Origin of the sequence: Paenibacillus sp. RUD330 (assembly GCF_002243345.2) — a bacterium.
Taxonomy (GTDB): domain Bacteria; phylum Bacillota; class Bacilli; order Paenibacillales; family Paenibacillaceae; genus Paenibacillus_O.
The window spans coordinates 955,138-971,593 of the sequence record NZ_CP022655.2 but is presented as its reverse complement, the minus strand read 5'-3'; the positions used below and the strand labels follow the sequence as shown (position 1 = coordinate 971,593).

The following is a 16,456-nucleotide window of genomic DNA, read 5'->3' as shown; positions in this document are numbered from 1 at the left end:
CTCCGATCCTTGATGATCAAGCCTTCATGGCGAAGGCAGCGCCGTCCCAGGTCAATAAATCCGTTCGATGACCGCCTTGGCCGTCCGTTCCTTCATCTCCCGCGTACGGGCGAGATCGAGCCGGGCCAGCCCCTCGCAGATCATGTCGATCAGCAGAAGCTGCGAGATCTTCGCTCCGATGGAGCCTCCTTCAAGCGGAGATTCCTTGCCCGCCGTGAGCAGCACGAGATCGGCCGCCGCCGTTATAGGCGATTTGGCGTAGTTGGTCACAGCGATGACGTAGGCTCCCTGCTGCCGGGCTTTGGTCAGCATGTCGACCGTGTCGAGGGTGCTGCCGCTGAGGCTGATTCCGAAGGCGACGTCCCCGGGGCCCATCGTGACGGCCATCATCGCCTGAAAATGGGCGTCCGCCACAGCTTCGGCGCGCCTGCCGATGCGCAGCAGCCGGTTCTTGGCGTCCAGCGCGGTAATGCCCGATGCCCCGACGCCGAAAAACTGGACGTAGCCGGCCGCATCCATGCGGGCTACCGCTTCCTCCAGCTTGGCGCGGTCGAGCAGGCTCATCGTATCGGCCAGAATCGAGGAGGTCTCCCTGTAGACGAGCTCCGCGTAATCATCCGGCGTGGCATCGGAATGCCCGCCGCTCTCCTGCTGCCTGCGCGGGCTGTAATCCTGGGCGAGCGCAAGCTTGAAATCCTGGTATCCTTTGAAGCCGATCGCTCTGCAGAACCGCATGACCGTCGTTTCCCCGACGGCGGACAGCTCCGCGAGCTCCGTCACCGAGCGGTAGATGATATCCTCCGAAGCGTTCAGCACATAGTCGGCGACCTTCTGCTCCGACTTCGTCAAGGAGGGATAATAGGAACCGACCTTCAATCTCAAATCCATCTCTAGCGGACACTCCTTCTCGCGGCTGCGGCGAACCGCTCTGTGATCAATTGGGGACGGGTGATCGCCGATCCGACGACGACGGCGCAGGCTCCCAGGCCGAGCAGCTTGGCCACCTGGCCCGGGTCGCTGATCCGCCCTTCGGCGAACACCGGAATCCGCAGGCTGGAGGCCGCTTGCTCCACCAGCTCGAAATCAGGGCCGTCGAGGCTTCTCGAATAAGGCGTATAGCCGGCAAGCGTCGTCGAGACGCAATCGGCTCCTGCACGCTCGGCTTCGAGAGCTTCCTCCAGCGTGGAAATGTCGGCCATCGCCGGAATCCCCCTGCCGTGCATATAGCGGACGAGCTGCTCCGCCGTGACGCCGCCCGGCCGCTGCCTGAGCGTCGCGTCGAACGCGATCATGTCCGCCCCCGCATCCGCCAGCTCATCCACTTCCTTCATCGTCGGCGTGATGTAGACCGGAGAGCCGGGGTAATCGCGCTTGACGATGCCGATGACCGGTATGGCCACACCGTTCTTGATCTCGGCCACGTCGGCGCCGGAGTTGGCCCGGATGGCGGCGGCTCCTCCCTGCTCCGCCGCAAGCGCCATTCTCGCCATCATGCCCGCACCGTGCAGCGGCTCTCCCTCCAGCGCCTGGCAGGAGACGATCAGCCCGCCCTTCACCTTCCCCCACAAAGACGTCATGCCGTCATCCCCTTGCCTCGTTGTTGTCGGCGGCTGAGGCCGCTTTCTCCATGGACGGTTCCCGCATGCCGGACCGTCCGGCAGCCGAGAGTTCAGATTCCCCGCATCCTTCCGCCGGGACCGCCCCGGCCGCACCGGTCACGTCTGCATCGGACCTTCCTTCATCGGTCCCGGCTGTTACGGACAGCCCGACCTCGAACATCCGCCTCCACGGCATCCGGCAATCCAGGATCTTCACGGAAAGCCCGCTCCCGGCCAGCTCCCTTTCCAGGAAGCCGGCCAGCTCCTCCCGAACCATGCCCGCAGCCCGGCCGCTCTGTCCGTCCACGGCGAAATAGTCCATGCCGAGCTCCTTGATCGGCCCGTCGGCGAGCTGGCGGCGAACGGCAGAGCAGTAGCCGTAGTCCTCCGCGATGCGCAGGCCAAGGAAGTCCAGGTGGCTGCCCGTGCAGCCGAACCGGCCATAGAGCATCAGCTGCGCGAGCACAGTGCCGATGGAGTTGGCGCTCGTGTTCCAGCCGGCGATTCCCGCCAGCCTGGGCAGCATGCCCTTCCTGCCGAGCAGCCTCAGCAGCTGCAGGTCGCCTCCGTTCGCGAAGGCGACGTCGGCGACCGCCACGGGCTTGCGCAGCCGGCTCAGCGCATAATGGCCGTACTCCGCCAGCTCCGTTACGCTCCTCTGCACGTCATAGCCGGCATCCGGGCTCAGCTGCCCGTTCGCCTCGCCCATCCTGTCTCCCGGCGAATTGACAAGCAGGAGAAGATCACCGTCGGCAGCGCTCTCCGCAAGCAAGCCGCCCGCCGCAAGGATATGGAGCTTGAGGCTTTCGCCGAGCATGCGGTCCTCGTACAGCGGCGTGATCTGAGGCCCCCGCGTGCTGGAATATCTCGGGTAGACGAGCGGGACCGCATCGTGCCTGGCGTTGACGAGCCGGGCGAGCAGCGTGCAGCCCGCCTCGTCCGCTCCCGGATACATGAGCGTCCGCAGCTCGGCTCCCAGCTCCCGGATCCGCTCCCGCACCGCTTGCTGGTCCAGCGCCGTCCAGCCGTAAGGAGCGGCGTCGTCCTGGGGCAGCGCGAGAAAATCGAGCGTGCCGTCCGCCGCCAGCTCCAGCGAAGCCCGGTTGGCGGCGGCGTTCACCGCCCGGCGCTGCAGGTAGTCGTCGCGGACGTCTCCCGGCAGCCGGCCGCGGATAGCCTCCAGCTCGGCCAGCTCCTCCGCCGAAGCCTCGCCCAGCCTTTCCCGGTGGCCGTAATAACCGAGCAGGAACAGCTCCCGTCCCCACTCCCCGTAATAATCCGGCTCCTCGTCGGAGCTGGAATAGCGGGGACATCTCATCAGAAGGTGGAAGGCGTACAGCTTGAGCGTCGGATTGCTTTGGCGGATGCGGCGCAGCCTCTCCAGCGGAGCGGCGGCCTCGTGCTCGCCAAGCCCGTGCAGCCGGGAAGGGACGATGCCGCCGTACAGCAGCGTGTCGATGGATACGATCGCCGCCTCGGCGTCCGCGGCCTCCCGTTCCAGCCAGTCGCCGAGCTCGCGGATGCGGCCAGGCTTCTTCTTGTCGCCCATCCATTCCATCGGCGGGCGCACTAGCTCCAGATCGCTCCCGCGCGACAGCAGCCAAGGAAAATCGTAGTTGCAGGGGCGCTCGTCCAGCGGCAGGTATACGACCTTCGCCTTCGGGCCCGATGTCGGATGCATAACGTCGTCAGCTCCTTTCTTCCCGCATGGCGGCTTCGGTCGGACGCTGCCGGCCTTGTCCGAGCCTCCTGCGCTCCCCGGTCAGGCGGAGCGTCCTCGTCCATGCGTCACTACCCTTTCACCGCTCCCGAAATCCCTTCCATGTAATACCGCTGCGTGAACAGGAACACGAGGATGATCGGCAGCACCGACAGGATCGTGCCGGCCGCGATCCAGCCGAAGTTGTAGGCGAACTGGCCGTTCAGATACGTCAGCGCCGCTGCGAGCGGATACTTGCCGGGATCGTCGAGCACGACGATCGGCCAGAGGAAGTTGTTCCAGTACGCCATGAATTCCAGCAGCAGAATGACGGCAATGCCCGGCTTCACCATCGGCACCATGAGCCGCAGGAAGATCCGCAGCTCGGAAGCTCCGTCGATCTTGCCGGAGTCGCGGATGTCGTCGGGCACGCCCATGAACGTCTGCCGCATCAGGAAGATGTTGAAGACGGACACGGCCGACGGAAGCACGACGCCGATATAGGATCCGATGAGGCCGAGCCAGCCGATCGTCAGGTAATGGACGATGAGCGCCGTCGACGACGGAATGATCATCGTGGAGACGAGGATCGCGAAGACGAGCGAGCGTCCCTTGAAGCGCATTTTGGCCAGAGGATAGGCGGTCGTCAGCGACAGCACCAGGTTGAGCGCGAGGCCGAGCGCGGTGATGATCAGCGTATTGCCGATGTATTTGGGAAAATTGATGAAGCCCCAAACCTCCGTGTAGTTGGTCAGCTTGACGAAGGTCGGGAAGATCGGCGGCGGGAAGGCGAACACGTTCTTCCCCGGCATGAGGGACACGCTGAGCAGCCAGAGAAACGGCCCCATCATGAACAAGGCCAGCAGCAGCAGAAGCAGGTAGCCGACCGCCAGCGTCAGCATGCGGCGCGGCTGCCTGCTGCGCCGGGCATTCCGTTCCAGGCTTTGGACGGAGCGGTCCATACTCGGTGGATTCATCAATATGGATTCACCCCGCCTTTCTGATTGACCCGGAATACGATGACGCTGACGACGCCGACAATGACGCTGACGATCAGCCCGAGCGCCGAGGCATACCCGTAATTCAGCTTGGTGATGCCCTCCTGGTAAATGTAGAGGCTGGAGGTCAGCGTCGCATTGCCCGGTCCTCCGTTCGTCAGCACGAACATCTCGTCGAAGACGCGGATGGCGCCCATGAGGGAAATCAGGCTGCAGAAGAAGACGTACGGACGCAGCAGCGGAATGGTGATATGGCGGATCCGCTGGGCCGCTGTAGCTCCGTCCACGATCGCCGCCTCGTACAGATCGGCGGGAATCGCCTGAAGGCCGGCCAGATACAGCATCATGTAATAGCCGAGCCCTTTCCACAAGGTGATGAACATGAGCACATAGAGAGCGGTCGAGCTGGTCGAGAGCCAGCCGATCTTCTCCCGGATGATGCCGAGCTCCATCAGGATGTAGTTGACGAGGCCGTTCTGGCTGAGCAGCCAGTTCCACATGAGCGCGACGGCGACCATCGAGGTGACGACCGGAATGTAGTAGGCGGCGCGGAACGCCTTGATGCCCGGAATGCGGCTGTTGACGAGGATCGCCATCAGAATCGACAGCAGCTGCAGCACCGGAACGACGAGGACGTACGTCATCGAATTCCGGAGGGAGGCGATGAAGCTGTCGTCCTTGAACGCCTTGACGAAGTTGTCCAGGCCGACGAAATCCGTCTCGCCGAGCACCGAGTAGTTGGTCAGCGCGAGCGGGATGCTGTACAGGATGGGAAACAAAACAAAAACTCCGATAACGAGAAGGCCCGGAGCCATGAAGCTCCAGGCCGGAAGCGCATCGGAGGCGAGGCTTCTTCTGCGCATTTCCTTTTCACCGTCCTAATCAGGATAGGTAGCGAGGTCCGGCAGCCATGGGGTCATTTGGCCGGGGCTTTGATGGCCTCGTTCACTTTGGCAGCCGCCGCATCCAGTCCCTTCTTGACGTCGCCGCCGTTCAGGATGATGTTCTGCAGCTCCTTGGAGACGGCGGTATTGATGTCGCCCGCTGCAGGTATGCCCAGGTAATACTCCTGAGCCTTGTCAAGGCTCTGCGCCGAAGCGATCTTGGCCTGGGATTCCAGCGTATTGTCGGATTCGGAGAAGAACGGATCCTCGATCGATTTCTTCGTCGCCGGCAGCGTATTGGAATCCTTGGAGAAGGCGGTCTGGTTATCCGCGTTCGTGACGAAGGCGGCGAAGTCGGCCGCTGCCTGCGGGTCCTTGGAGCCCTTCGGCACAACCAGGTTCATGGAGTTGGAATAGCGCAGATCCGCCTTGCCCGTCGGCAGCGGCACCGCGATCGTGTTTTTGTACACATCCGGAGCGGATGTCTTGAGGAAGTTGATGAAGGATGGGCCGGACAGCTCGAACGCCACCTGCTCGCTGGAGTAATATTGGATCTGCTTGTCGAACTTGGCGTCGTCCTTGACGATGACGCCCTCGTCCACGAGGGTTTTCAGCTGCTGTACGACTGCTATGCCGGCATCCGTATTGAAGGCTGCGCCGGTCCGCGCCTCGTCCAGGATCGGAACGCCCTCGCTCGGGAGGATATTCGCGCCGAACTGGGTCGCGTACCCCGAAGCGCCCGTCTTGGCCTTGATCTGCCTGGACCACTCATAGAGCTCCTCCTTGGTTTTGGGAGGATTGGCGGGATCAAGCCCGGCCTTCTTGACCAGATTGGTGTTCATGTAGAGGACTTGGGTGCCGGTATACCACGGCAGGGCGTATGCTTTTCCGTCAAAGACGGTGGAATTGTAGATGCCGTCGAAAAAGCTCGATTTCACCTCGTCGCCGATGAGCGGATTGAGGTCGGCAAGAGCGCCCTTGGAGGCGAGCTGGCTGGCGAATTCCGTGTTGAGGTTGACGACGTCGGGAGAATTGCTGCCGCCTGCGGTTGCGAGCAGCTTGGCCTGGATGGCGTCGTACGGATAGTCCTTCCAGTCGATGGTGACGCCGGGATGTCCCTGCTCGTACTGGTCGATCAGCTTGTTGAAGAAGTCGTTGAACTTCGGCTGGAGGGAGATCGTCCAGAACTCCAGCTTCACGTCCTTGGCGGGGGCCGGGCTGCCGCTCGGAGCGGTGCTGGCTCCGGACGTCGGGGCCGGCGATGCCGCTCCGCCGTTGTTCCCGCTGCTGTTGCCGTTGTTGCCGCATGCGGCGCTCAGCAGGAGCAGCGCTCCCAAAGTTCCCGCCGTCGCGGCCTTGCGCAGCGCTGCGGATGACGGACGTTGTTGGGATGCTTGAGCCGCCTTGCGATGCTTGACGGCCTGTTCCTCGCCTACTGCTTGCTTCACCATACCATGAGTCACCCTCTCTTGATTTCATAGACTTGCAGGACAAGTACGCAGAAACGGGAGAAAAGAGAAACCATGCCGTTCTTAACCAAGTTGAGGAAAATGTGGAAGTGGCAAATCTTGCTTAGAGTATAGCAACAGAGCTCCGCTTTGAGAAGCATTTTTATCCAAAATTTCTGGTTTTTCTGGAGAATTTTTTCTTCATAAGGTGAATAGGACATCGAAGGAAGTCGAGCTGCGTCTATGGCTACCTTGATGGTGGCCTCGTTCGCGGTAACCTCCGGCTCCCTTAGGGTTGGGATGGACTGCGAGCGTGCCCTTAAGCTCCGGCAGGTGCTGTCCTATAATGTTTGACTAATATAAATTTTAAAAATAAACCAACATGGTCGACACGTTTATTAAAAATTTCTAATATTTATCCAATTTTTAAAAATTAGATATACTATTAAATGGAAATATATCTAAATATTCATTTTAAGAACCATAAACTTGGAGGTGATGTTTTTTTCATTCGGATTGTATAAATTTAATTAAAGGAGCAGAAAATTCATGAAAAAAATCAAAATTATTGCTGTTGTGGCTATGTCGCTTGCCCTTTTTACTTCCGTTCCGTTCGTAAATGCTGAAAGCATCAAGAATATTACTTATGCTACAGAGTCTACCGGTGGCCAAGTTGATCTAACAAAGCTGCCGGCGGCGGAAAAAGAAAAACTCGAGAAACGTAATGATGAATTAACTGAATTTTTCCTAGCACAAGCTAAGGCTCAAGGAAAATTGACGACTGCACAGAAGGCCGGAATCTCTGCGGATATCAGTAGCGCGAAATCTGAAGTAAAGAACATTGAAGATAGAGCCAAAGAAATTGGTCTTGAAAAAGTGACGGAATTCAATCCTGTTGTTGCTCCTATGGCTTCATCTAACAGCGATTTTAATTGGGACGTTCAAATGTTCTACAAAGATACCTCAACGGGGAACTATGTATGGGAAGCACAAGGACAGTTTGACTCAGGAAAAGATTGGGCCTCGGAATGCTTCTGCTCTCCTTATTATAAGTGGTACAATCTTGGAGGGGACGATGGCTTTGGGCTTGCGTCATTGCATAAAGATATAAACATAATGACGTCCGGATTTTGGACACTACACGATGATTTAGCTACCGACGATGACCATTCCTCCAACATCAGCACTCTTAACGCAAGAGGTGCTGGCTGGGCTTGGCAGGATAGAGTCTATGCAAACGCCCCTCTAATCGCTCCAAAAGAGTATGATTCTCACAGACGCCTAGGATGGATTACCTTTTCTTTCGTAGGCGGAACACCATTGGGTCAAACAATTAGCTTTCAGGCCAGCACAGCTCACACATGGGACAGCACATCTGTTAACGGCATATCAATTGGTGGCGGCGGAGTCGGTTTTTCATGGGCCAGTCAAGGATCTTCATGGACTAAACCAACTAGCAAAGCTTTCAAAGTATAAACAGAAGGAGGGGGCCTCCTTCTCTCAAGCTTTTGAGCCCCCCTTGTTTTTCGGAGCATTGAATCAGGGCCTGGAAACAACCCTGTGACTTTTCTTTTAGGGCATTTTAAATCGATTTTCTTTAAAGAAGAAATAAAAGTGTCGAGAAAGTCCGTCGGAATTTCTCGACACTCTGAAAGGAGGGGCTCCTCCTTTGTTTTCCTAGGGGAAAGGAAGGAGAAGTATGAAAAAGAGAATTATTTTTATTACTGTTACGGCTGTTGTAATTATTTCAATTTATTTTTTTTTACAGAATAAAAAAAATTTGAAGGAATATAGCGATTTAAATATTGACAGGCAAAGCGTTACATCCGTTTACGCCACCTCAGATTACGAAGTCCTGCTTGGACATACAAATGATGACAGTGATTATGTCTTTATAATTAAAGTAGGCTCAAAAATTAGCCGTACAGCCTCATATCCAATGAATTCAATTGAAGAACCTTCATCTAATCTTGAATGGAATTATATAACCAATATTGGCGATAAAATGAACTTCAATGTATTGATAGGAAAAATAAATCAAAAAAACCAAGAAAATTTCACCTTGTATGTAAATGGAGTTGAGAATAGTGATATTAGAATTATTAAATACATGGAACAATATTTCTTTATTGTTCCCAAAAAATTAAATTTGCCCATTGGAATTTTATTAAAAGATCAATCTGGAAAAGTGATTTACTCTAACTCATAAAACATTATCCAGATCTGGACCAGAAAAAAACAGCCCGGATGCCCGGGCTGTTTCCTTAGCGTTGACTTTGTCAGTCCCCCGAAGCGTCCTATTGGAGCGCCGGTTCTTTTGTTTTCCGCAGCAACCGGTTCACAAAAAACATGAAGAGGATCAAGGACACCGTAACGGATCCGGCGCTGACCGCGAACAAGGCTTGGTAGCTCGCATACTGGGAAATCCAGCCCAGCGCGATCGCTCCCAGTCCGATGCTGAGATCATTGGCAGCCGTCAAGGAGGCATTGGCGCCCCCCAGACGGTCCTGACGGGCCAGACGGATCGTCGCCGCCTGAAAAGCGGGCTGCGCGGATCCGAAGCCGATGCCGTATAGAACCGCCGAAACGATGATGCCGACAATCCCGTGGAAAGGCTTAAGACGGTCAAAGCGCCGACCGTGACCACGAGGGCAGGCAGGATGACGACCATCTCGCCGAAACGGTCGGACAGCTTCCCCGAGAGTGGCCGGCTCAGCGCCAGCGCGGCGGCGAAGACGAGGAAAAACGTGCCGGAATTGACGTGCAGCGATTTCGCGAAGAGCGGCACGAAGGTCGTGATGCCGCCGTAGGCGACAAACAGGAAGAATACGGATCCTGCAACGGGGAGCACGGATTTTTCGAACCATTCGATCCGCCTTGCCGCCGATGCCGGCTGAAAAGGCAGGCTGACGCCGGCCATCAGGAGCAGAGCCGCAGCAGCGAGCGCCACCGCCAATAAAAACAAAATGCGATTCCCGCCATCGGGCCGACCGCCATCGCCAAGGTCGTGGATGTGCCGAACCACCCCATGCCTTCTCCGCGGCGGGCAGACGGAAAGATGTCCGTAACGGCGGAGATCGTAGCCGTCGCGGAAACGGCCCAGGTCATGCCATGCAGGATTCGAATACCCATCAGCATGATGATCCCTCCGACCAAGTTGTATATATACATCGCCACGGTGAACAGGATCAGGCCCCCGACGATAAACGGACGCCTGCCGTACCGGTCCAGCAAACCTCCGACAAGCGGACGGAAAGCGACGGCGGACAGCATGAATGCTCCCATCGCCAGGCCGACCTGCGATTCATTGCCCCCCATCTGCTGGATGAAGAGCGGCATCGTCGGATACAGCATATAAAAAGAGACAAATAAGAACAAATTGCCGATCGCCAACAAAATGAACGATTTCGTCCATAAACGCTCCAGGCCGCATCCCTCCCCAGACGTCATCCGTTCTCCGAGTCTCGCTTGCCTGCGCTCAAGCGATTTTATTGGGCTCCGACGACCCGATGAGGGACATACGGATCTTCCAGCGACGCGATTTCCTCCGGCATCAAGGATACCGAGAGAGCGGCGGCCGCCTCCTGGAGATGCGATAGTTTGGTGGCGCCGACAATAGGAGCGGTGACGGGCTGCTTCTGCAGCAGCCAGGCCAGCGCGATCTGGACGCGGGAGACGCCGCGCTTTTCCGCTATGGAAGCGACTTTATCGATGATCGAGCGGTCGGCGTCTGCGGTGGCGTCGTACTTTTGTCTGGCGATCTGATCGGTTTCGGAACGAAGAGTCGTTTCCCCGGCATCTCTCGTCAGCCTTCCGCCTGCCAGGGGACTGTAAGGAATCACGCCGATTTTCTCCTCCCTGCAGAGAGGAAGCATCTCCCGCTCTTCTTCGCGATAAATGAGGTTCAAATGGTTCTGCATCGATACGAACCGGGTCCATCCGCGAGTCTCTGCTGTATGAAGCGCCTTCAAGAATTGCCATGCATACATGGCCGAGGCCCCTATGTATCGGGCTTTGCCGGCCTTCACGACATCGTGCATGGCTTCCATCGTCTCTTCGATCGGCGTCTGGTAATCCCAGCGGTGAATCTGGTACAGGTCCACGTAATCGGTTCCAAGACGCTTCAGGCTTTTGTCGATCTCGCTCATGATCGCCTTGCGGGAAAGTCCGGCCCCATTGGTGCCCTCATGCATGCGGCCATACACCTTCGTCGCGATGACGATCTCATCCCGATTCGCGAAATCCTTGAGAGCGCGTCCGACGATCTCTTCGCTGGTTCCGCCCGAATATACGTTAGCCGTATCAAAGAAATTAATACCCAACTCCAAGGCATTCTTGATGATGTGACGGCTGCTCTCCTCATCGAGCACCCACTTGTGAATCCAGCGGTCGGCGTCGCCGAAGCCCATGCAGCCAAGGCAAATGCGGGATACATCCAAGCCGGTGTTTCCAAGTTTCACATAGTCCATGCGTCGGCACACTCCTTAATAGAGATAGCTCGACTATACTCCTTGGAGTGAACTCCAAGTCAAGCGGAAAAGGCAGCCGAAAGAAAAGAAGGTTCGCTCTCCCCGTCCATCGGAACGCCATCCTATGCTCGATGACGCTGCCGTCAGCCCTGCAAGCGCAGGACGAGCGCCTCATAAGGTCGAAGCTTCAGGTTGCGCCAATCGCGATCCGCTCCATCCCCGTAATTGCCGATGAGAAGCTCGGCGGTCTGGAATCGGATGGCTGCCGGCAGGCTGCAATTGGCATCCTCTCGGGAGAAGTTCAGCAGCACAAGCAGCCGCTCTCCATCCAGCGTGCGCGTATATGCATAGATCCGCTCGTCCTCCTCGAGCAGCGCCTCGTACTTGCCGTAGACGATGACATCATGCCGCTTGCGCAGGGCGATCAGCCGGCGGTAATAATGGAAAATGGAATCCGGATCGCTGCGCGCTTCCTCCGCGTTGATCTCCGTGTAATCGGGGTTGGACGCGATCCATGGCGTGCCGGTCGTGAAGCCTCCGTGAGCGGATCCGTCCCACTGCATAGGCGTGCGGGCATTGTCTCTCCCTTTGCTGTAAATGGAAGCCATGACAGCCTCCACCGGGCGTCCGGCCTGAGTCGCTTCCTTATACATGTTCAGCGTCTCGATATCCCGGTACTCCCCGATGGAGCCGAACCGGACGTTGGTCATGCCGAGCTCCTCGCCCTGATAGATATAGGGCGTTCCCTGCAGCGTGTGCAGCAGCGTGCCCAGCATTTTCGCGGACTGCTTGCGATAGTCCTTGTCGTCGCCGAAGCGGGATACCATCCGCGGCTGGTCGTGGTTGTTCAGGTACAGGCTGTTCCAGCCCCTGTCCTGCAGCTCCAGCTGCCATTTTCCCATGACGCGCTTGAATTCCGTCAGCCTCCAAGGCTGCACATCCCATTTGCCGCCGGGCCCGGAATCGAGGTCCATATGCTCGAACTGGAACACCATGTTCAGCTCTCCCCGGTCCTCGCCGACGTACAGAGCCGCCTGCTCCGGCGTCACGCCCGGCGTCTCTCCCACCGTCATGATGTCGTAGCGGGACAGCACCTCGCGGTTCATTTCCTGCAAATATTCGTGCACCCTAGGGCCGTTCATGAAAGAATCGGCGCCGAAGCTGTAGCGCCCTTCTCCAGGCGCGTCCGGCAGTCCCGGCATCTTGGAGATCAGGTTGATGACATCCATCCGGAAGCCGTCGATGCCCTTGTCCAGCCACCAGGCCATCATATCGTACACCTCGCGGCGGACCTTCCCGTTCTCCCAGTTGAGATCGGGCTGCTTGGAGGAGAACAGATGCAGGTAATATTGATCCGTCTCCCCGTCGTATGCCCATGCGGAACCGCTGAAGAAGCTCGACCAGTTGTTCGGCTCCGCTCCGTTTTTGCCGTCCCGCCAAATATAGTAATCGCGATAGCCGTTGTCCCGGGACTTGCGGGATTCCATGAACCAGGCGTGCTCGTCCGAACTGTGGTTCACGACGAGATCCATGATCAGCTTCATGCCGCGGGCATGCAGATCCTCCAGCAGCTTCTCCCAGTCCTCGAGCGTGCCGAATTCATCCATGATGCGGCGGTAATCGCTGATGTCATACCCGTTGTCGTCGTTCGGAGATTCGTAGACGGGACAGAGCCAGACGACGTCGACGCCGAGCTCCTGCAAATAATCCAGCCGGGACACGATTCCCGGGATGTCGCCGATGCCGTCTCCGTTGCTGTCCTGGAAACTGCGGGGATAAATCTGATAGACGACGCTTTCCTTCCACCATGCTCGCTTCATCTGCCAGCCTCCTGTCGGTAAGGTTCCGCTCTATGCTCCAAACGGAAATAGAAGCAGCCGCGCTCCGGTTCCGGAACGCTTCTGCTTCTATTCTTACCCGATCGGAGCCGTTCCCAACGTCAGGTTCCGGATCAGACGCCCTCGACGACGAGATCGGCCCGCTCCTTCGGCTTGCGGGACTAAGAAGTCCCCTCCGGCAGCGCCAGCAGCTCCCGGATGTCGTCCTGATTGAGCAGCGGCATATCGGCCTCCGCTGTTCCTTGGATGACTTCCTCGGCGAGACGGCGCTTGCGCTGCTGCATGTCGTGCATGCGCTCCTCGATCGTGCCGCGGGCGACGAGCCGGAACACCTGCACCGTCTTGTCCTGGCCGATCCGGTGCGCCCGGTCCATCGCCTGCTGCTCGGACGCCGGGTTCCACCACAGGTCGTACAGGATGACCGTATCGGCGCCGGTCAGGTTGAGGCCGGTGCCGCCGGCCTTGAGCGAGAGCAGGCAGACGTCGCGCTCGCCGGCGTTGAAGCGGCGGCAGATTTCCACCCTCTCGCGGGCCGGAGTGCTGCCCTCGAGCAGGAACGTGGACACGCCCTGCTCCGTCAGCCGCCGCCGGATCATGTCCAGCATGCCGGTGTACTGCGAGAAGACGAGCGGCCTGCGGCCGCTCAGCCGGCAATCCCGCACGAGATCCATCAGCTGGTCGAACTTGGCCGAGCCGCCGGCGTAGTCCTCCACGAACACGGCCGGATGGTTGCAGATCTGCCGCAGGCGGGTCAGCCCCGCCAGAATGCGGATCTTCTTCAGCTCGAAAATGCCCTCGGCCATATGCTTCAGAGCCTCCGCCCGCAGCTTCACCAGATAGCTGGCGTACAGCCTCTTCTGCTCCGGCAGCAGGTCGGTCTTCAGCATCGTCTCGATCTTGTCCGGCAGCTCGCTCAGCACGTCGCGCTTGAGCCTGCGGAGCAGGAACGGCCGGATCATCCGCGCCACCTCCCCGCTGCGCAGCTCCTGGAACTCGCGGCGGCTGCCGAACAGCCCCGGCAGCACGGCCTCGCAGATCGACCACAGCTCGGTCAAGCGGTTCTCCAGCGGCGTGCCGGACAGAGCGAACCGATGGCGCGCATTCAACCGCTTGACCGCCCGCGCCGTGCTCGTGACATCGTTCTTGATCATCTGCGCCTCGTCCAGGATGAGCGTATGGAACGCAAGCGCGTCATAATCGGCCGTATCCAGCCTTACCAGCGGATAGGAGGCGATGACGACGTCGACGCCGCCCAGCCGGGACAGCTTGGCGCTGCGCTCCTTCCTGGAGCCGTCGGCGATGACGGCGCGCATGCCTGGAGCGAAGCGCTCCAGCTCGGAGCTCCAGTTGTACAGCAGCGAGGACGGGCAGACGACGAGAGCCGGCTGCCCGCTCTCCCGGATCTCGGGCAGCACGGAGACGAGGAAGGAGATCGCCTGCAGCGTTTTTCCCAGCCCCATGTCGTCAGCCAGAATGCCTCCAAGGCCGTAATGGGCCAGCGTCTTGAACCAGCGGAAGCCGGTCTTCTGATAGTCGCGCAGCACGTTCTCCAGCGATTCCGGCAACGGGAACTCCAATCGCTCCGGATGGCGGAGATCCTCCGCCAGCTTATGCAAGGCGGGACCGAACCGCATGCCCGCATCCTCGCCGGAAGCATGGTGAAGCATGGGCAGCCCCTGAAGCAGCGGCAGCTTGAACGATCCGTCCAGGCCGATCCGGCTTGCCATGCCCGTGTCCTGGATGATCCGGATCATCCCGGCGAAACGGTCGCCTTCCAGGGAAACGAATGCTCCAGAAGGCAGCCTGTAGTAAGGCTTTCGTTCCTGAACCGCCTCCACCAGATGGCGGACCTCCTCGGACGGCACTCCGTCCATCGAGAAGCGGAATTCCAGCCAGTCGGTCCGCTCGTCGACCTCAACCCGCACCTGCGGCGGAGCCGTGCTCGACGGCATGCGGATGCGGACCGCATTCGTCGCGTAGAGCTGCAGCAGCTTCTCCAGCTTGGGCACGGTGCGGTAGAGGAATCGGTATTCCTCCTCTTCCCCCGAGAGGAAATAACCGGCGTCCGTGGAGGCGGGCTTGTCCTCCTCCAGCACCCGGAAGATCTCGGCCTCCCGCTCGGGATCGCGGATCAGAATCGCTCCCGTCCCTCTCTGGCGCAGATCCTCCAGCGGATTGAAGACGATTTCCCCGTATTGGAATTCAAGGGCGGCGAGCAGCTTGTCGCGCACTCGATCCAAATACAGCCGGGCTTTGAGCGGATGACGGATCATCCTCTCCTCCAGGCGGGCGTCCAGCTTCACGCTGCCGAGCTTCGCCAGCTCCGGCAGCACGCCGGCGGCAAGCGCCTCCAGCTGATCCTCCGGAACGGCCAGCCTTCCATCCGGCGCGTCGGCCAGCAGCCGCTGCAGCTCGTCCAGCCGCACGGCCTGCTGCGGTTCGAGCCGGTGGAGCGAGTTGCCCTGCAGAGCGGCGGCATAAGCAGGAAAGGCGGTGACGGCGGCCAGTCCGTCGGCCCGCAGCCCGTATTCGCCATGCCCCGCCTCCTCCAGCCGGAAGCCGAGCTCCGGAGCTCCGTCGCCCTCGCGCAGCCCATCGTAGGCGGCTCCCCGATGCTCCAGCTTCAAGCCCGTCGCCAGCAGCAGCAGCGGCTGCAGGCGGGGCCAAACGGCAGGCGGCACCGGAAGCACGCTCTCCGGCAGAGCGCTTGCGGCGGCATCGCCGGCCTGCCCCGATGGCTGCCGGTACAGCGCCTCCGTGCCGGCCGTCTCCGCGAGCAGGCGCAGCAGCGCCTCCTGCCCGGCAGGAAAGCGCTGCTGCTGCGGATCGAACGCGGCGCCCGTCTCGGCCGGGTCGGCCGCCGCTCCAGCGCCGATGCGCAGCAGGAACTCGCGGATCCGCCGCACGGGCCGCAGGCCGCGCCCGTCCGCGACCGACAAGGCGATGCCGAGCAGGCGCAAGCCGCCGTCCAGCAGGACCGGCGCGCAGACAAGCTCCGCCCGCGTCAGCCGGCGCGAGTCCACCAGCCGCTCCGCCAGTCCGGGAGCGGCCGGCGCCGCTGCCGCGTTGAACAGCTGCAGCAGCTTGTCCACGCCGGACGGAGGCGCCTGGGCGCCGGCAGCAGGCTTCTTCCCTGCGCTCCGCCGGCGTCCAGGCTCCCCGCCGCCGTCATGGAGCCGCTCCTTGACGGCTACGAGCACCGCCGCCACATGCTTGCAGCCTTTGACATAAGAGCCCAATGGCGGGCAAGAGGAGCAGGACGCCTCCAGCCGGCCTCCCGACCCGGCGCGGACGGACACATGGCTCTGCGGCTTGTCCTGGACGAGAGCCTCGACCCGGCTGCCGTCCGCAGCCATATCGGCCAGCAGCACCTTGCCGTTATTGTAGAGCGTCCGGCCCTTCCCGAAGGAAAGGCTGCCGCACAGATTTTGGATCATCGCTTCGGTCAGGACCGGTGCCGGCTGGTTCATGTCCTTCGGCGGCCTCCTTCATGATGTCTGGTTTGGTCAGACTCCATCATAC

At 59.6% G+C, this 16,456-nt stretch carries 11 protein-coding genes and 1 pseudogene; 2 read left to right on the top strand and 10 right to left on the bottom strand.

What is annotated here, in order from left to right:
* Positions 1 to 51: 51 nt before the first annotated feature.
* The 6 genes from CIC07_RS04340 to CIC07_RS04315 all read right to left on the bottom strand — a co-directional run bounded on the left by CIC07_RS04340 (position 52) and on the right by CIC07_RS04315 (position 6,630).
* On the bottom strand, positions 52 to 888 hold the full coding sequence (locus CIC07_RS04340; RefSeq protein WP_076358701.1) for a MurR/RpiR family transcriptional regulator: 837 nt from the start codon (positions 886 to 888) through the stop codon (positions 52 to 54).
* 2 nt (positions 889 to 890) lie between these two features.
* Positions 891 to 1,577, bottom strand: a complete 687-nt coding sequence (locus tag CIC07_RS04335) for an N-acetylmannosamine-6-phosphate 2-epimerase (protein ID WP_175619208.1) — start codon at positions 1,575 to 1,577, stop codon at positions 891 to 893.
* Positions 1,578 to 1,581: 4 nt separating this feature from the next.
* On the bottom strand, positions 1,582 to 3,279 hold the full coding sequence (locus CIC07_RS04330) for a DUF4127 family protein (protein ID WP_076358700.1): 1,698 nt from the start codon (positions 3,277 to 3,279) through the stop codon (positions 1,582 to 1,584).
* Positions 3,280 to 3,389: 110 nt separating this feature from the next.
* Positions 3,390 to 4,280: a carbohydrate ABC transporter permease gene (locus tag CIC07_RS04325; protein WP_442953359.1), complete on the bottom strand. Its 891-nt coding sequence runs from the start codon at positions 4,278 to 4,280 to the stop codon at positions 3,390 to 3,392.
* Positions 4,274 to 5,158, bottom strand: a complete 885-nt coding sequence (locus CIC07_RS04320; RefSeq protein ID WP_076358698.1) for a carbohydrate ABC transporter permease — start codon at positions 5,156 to 5,158, stop codon at positions 4,274 to 4,276. Before CIC07_RS04320 ends, CIC07_RS04325 begins: the two co-directional genes overlap by 7 nt.
* 53 nt (positions 5,159 to 5,211) lie before the next feature.
* Entirely contained in the window at positions 5,212 to 6,630 is a 1,419-nt protein-coding gene (locus CIC07_RS04315) for an ABC transporter substrate-binding protein (protein WP_083688530.1), read from the bottom strand.
* A gap of 546 nt (positions 6,631 to 7,176) precedes the next feature.
* Between CIC07_RS04315 and CIC07_RS04310 the strand changes: the two genes are divergently transcribed.
* Positions 7,177 to 8,103 (top strand): hypothetical protein, encoded by a 927-nt coding sequence (locus CIC07_RS04310; RefSeq protein ID WP_076358696.1) that lies wholly within the window; start codon positions 7,177 to 7,179, stop codon positions 8,101 to 8,103.
* Between the two features lie 223 nt (positions 8,104 to 8,326).
* Positions 8,327 to 8,836, top strand: a complete 510-nt coding sequence (locus tag CIC07_RS04305; protein ID WP_076358695.1) for a hypothetical protein — start codon at positions 8,327 to 8,329, stop codon at positions 8,834 to 8,836.
* Positions 8,837 to 8,924: 88 nt separating this feature from the next.
* On the opposite strand, the pseudogene CIC07_RS04300 reads toward CIC07_RS04305, so the two are convergent.
* From CIC07_RS04300 to CIC07_RS04285, 4 genes and pseudogenes are all read right to left on the bottom strand, one after another.
* Positions 8,925 to 10,053: pseudogene (locus CIC07_RS04300) on the bottom strand (MFS transporter).
* 62 nt (positions 10,054 to 10,115) lie between these two features.
* On the bottom strand, positions 10,116 to 11,096 hold the full coding sequence (locus tag CIC07_RS04295) for an aldo/keto reductase (protein WP_076358694.1): 981 nt from the start codon (positions 11,094 to 11,096) through the stop codon (positions 10,116 to 10,118).
* A 143-nt stretch (positions 11,097 to 11,239) separates the two neighbouring features.
* On the bottom strand, positions 11,240 to 12,916 hold the full coding sequence (locus CIC07_RS04290; protein WP_076358693.1) for a glycoside hydrolase family 13 protein: 1,677 nt from the start codon (positions 12,914 to 12,916) through the stop codon (positions 11,240 to 11,242).
* Between the two features lie 179 nt (positions 12,917 to 13,095).
* Entirely contained in the window at positions 13,096 to 16,404 is a 3,309-nt protein-coding gene (locus CIC07_RS04285) for a DEAD/DEAH box helicase (RefSeq protein ID WP_076358692.1), read from the bottom strand.
* Positions 16,405 to 16,456: the final 52 nt, after the last annotated feature.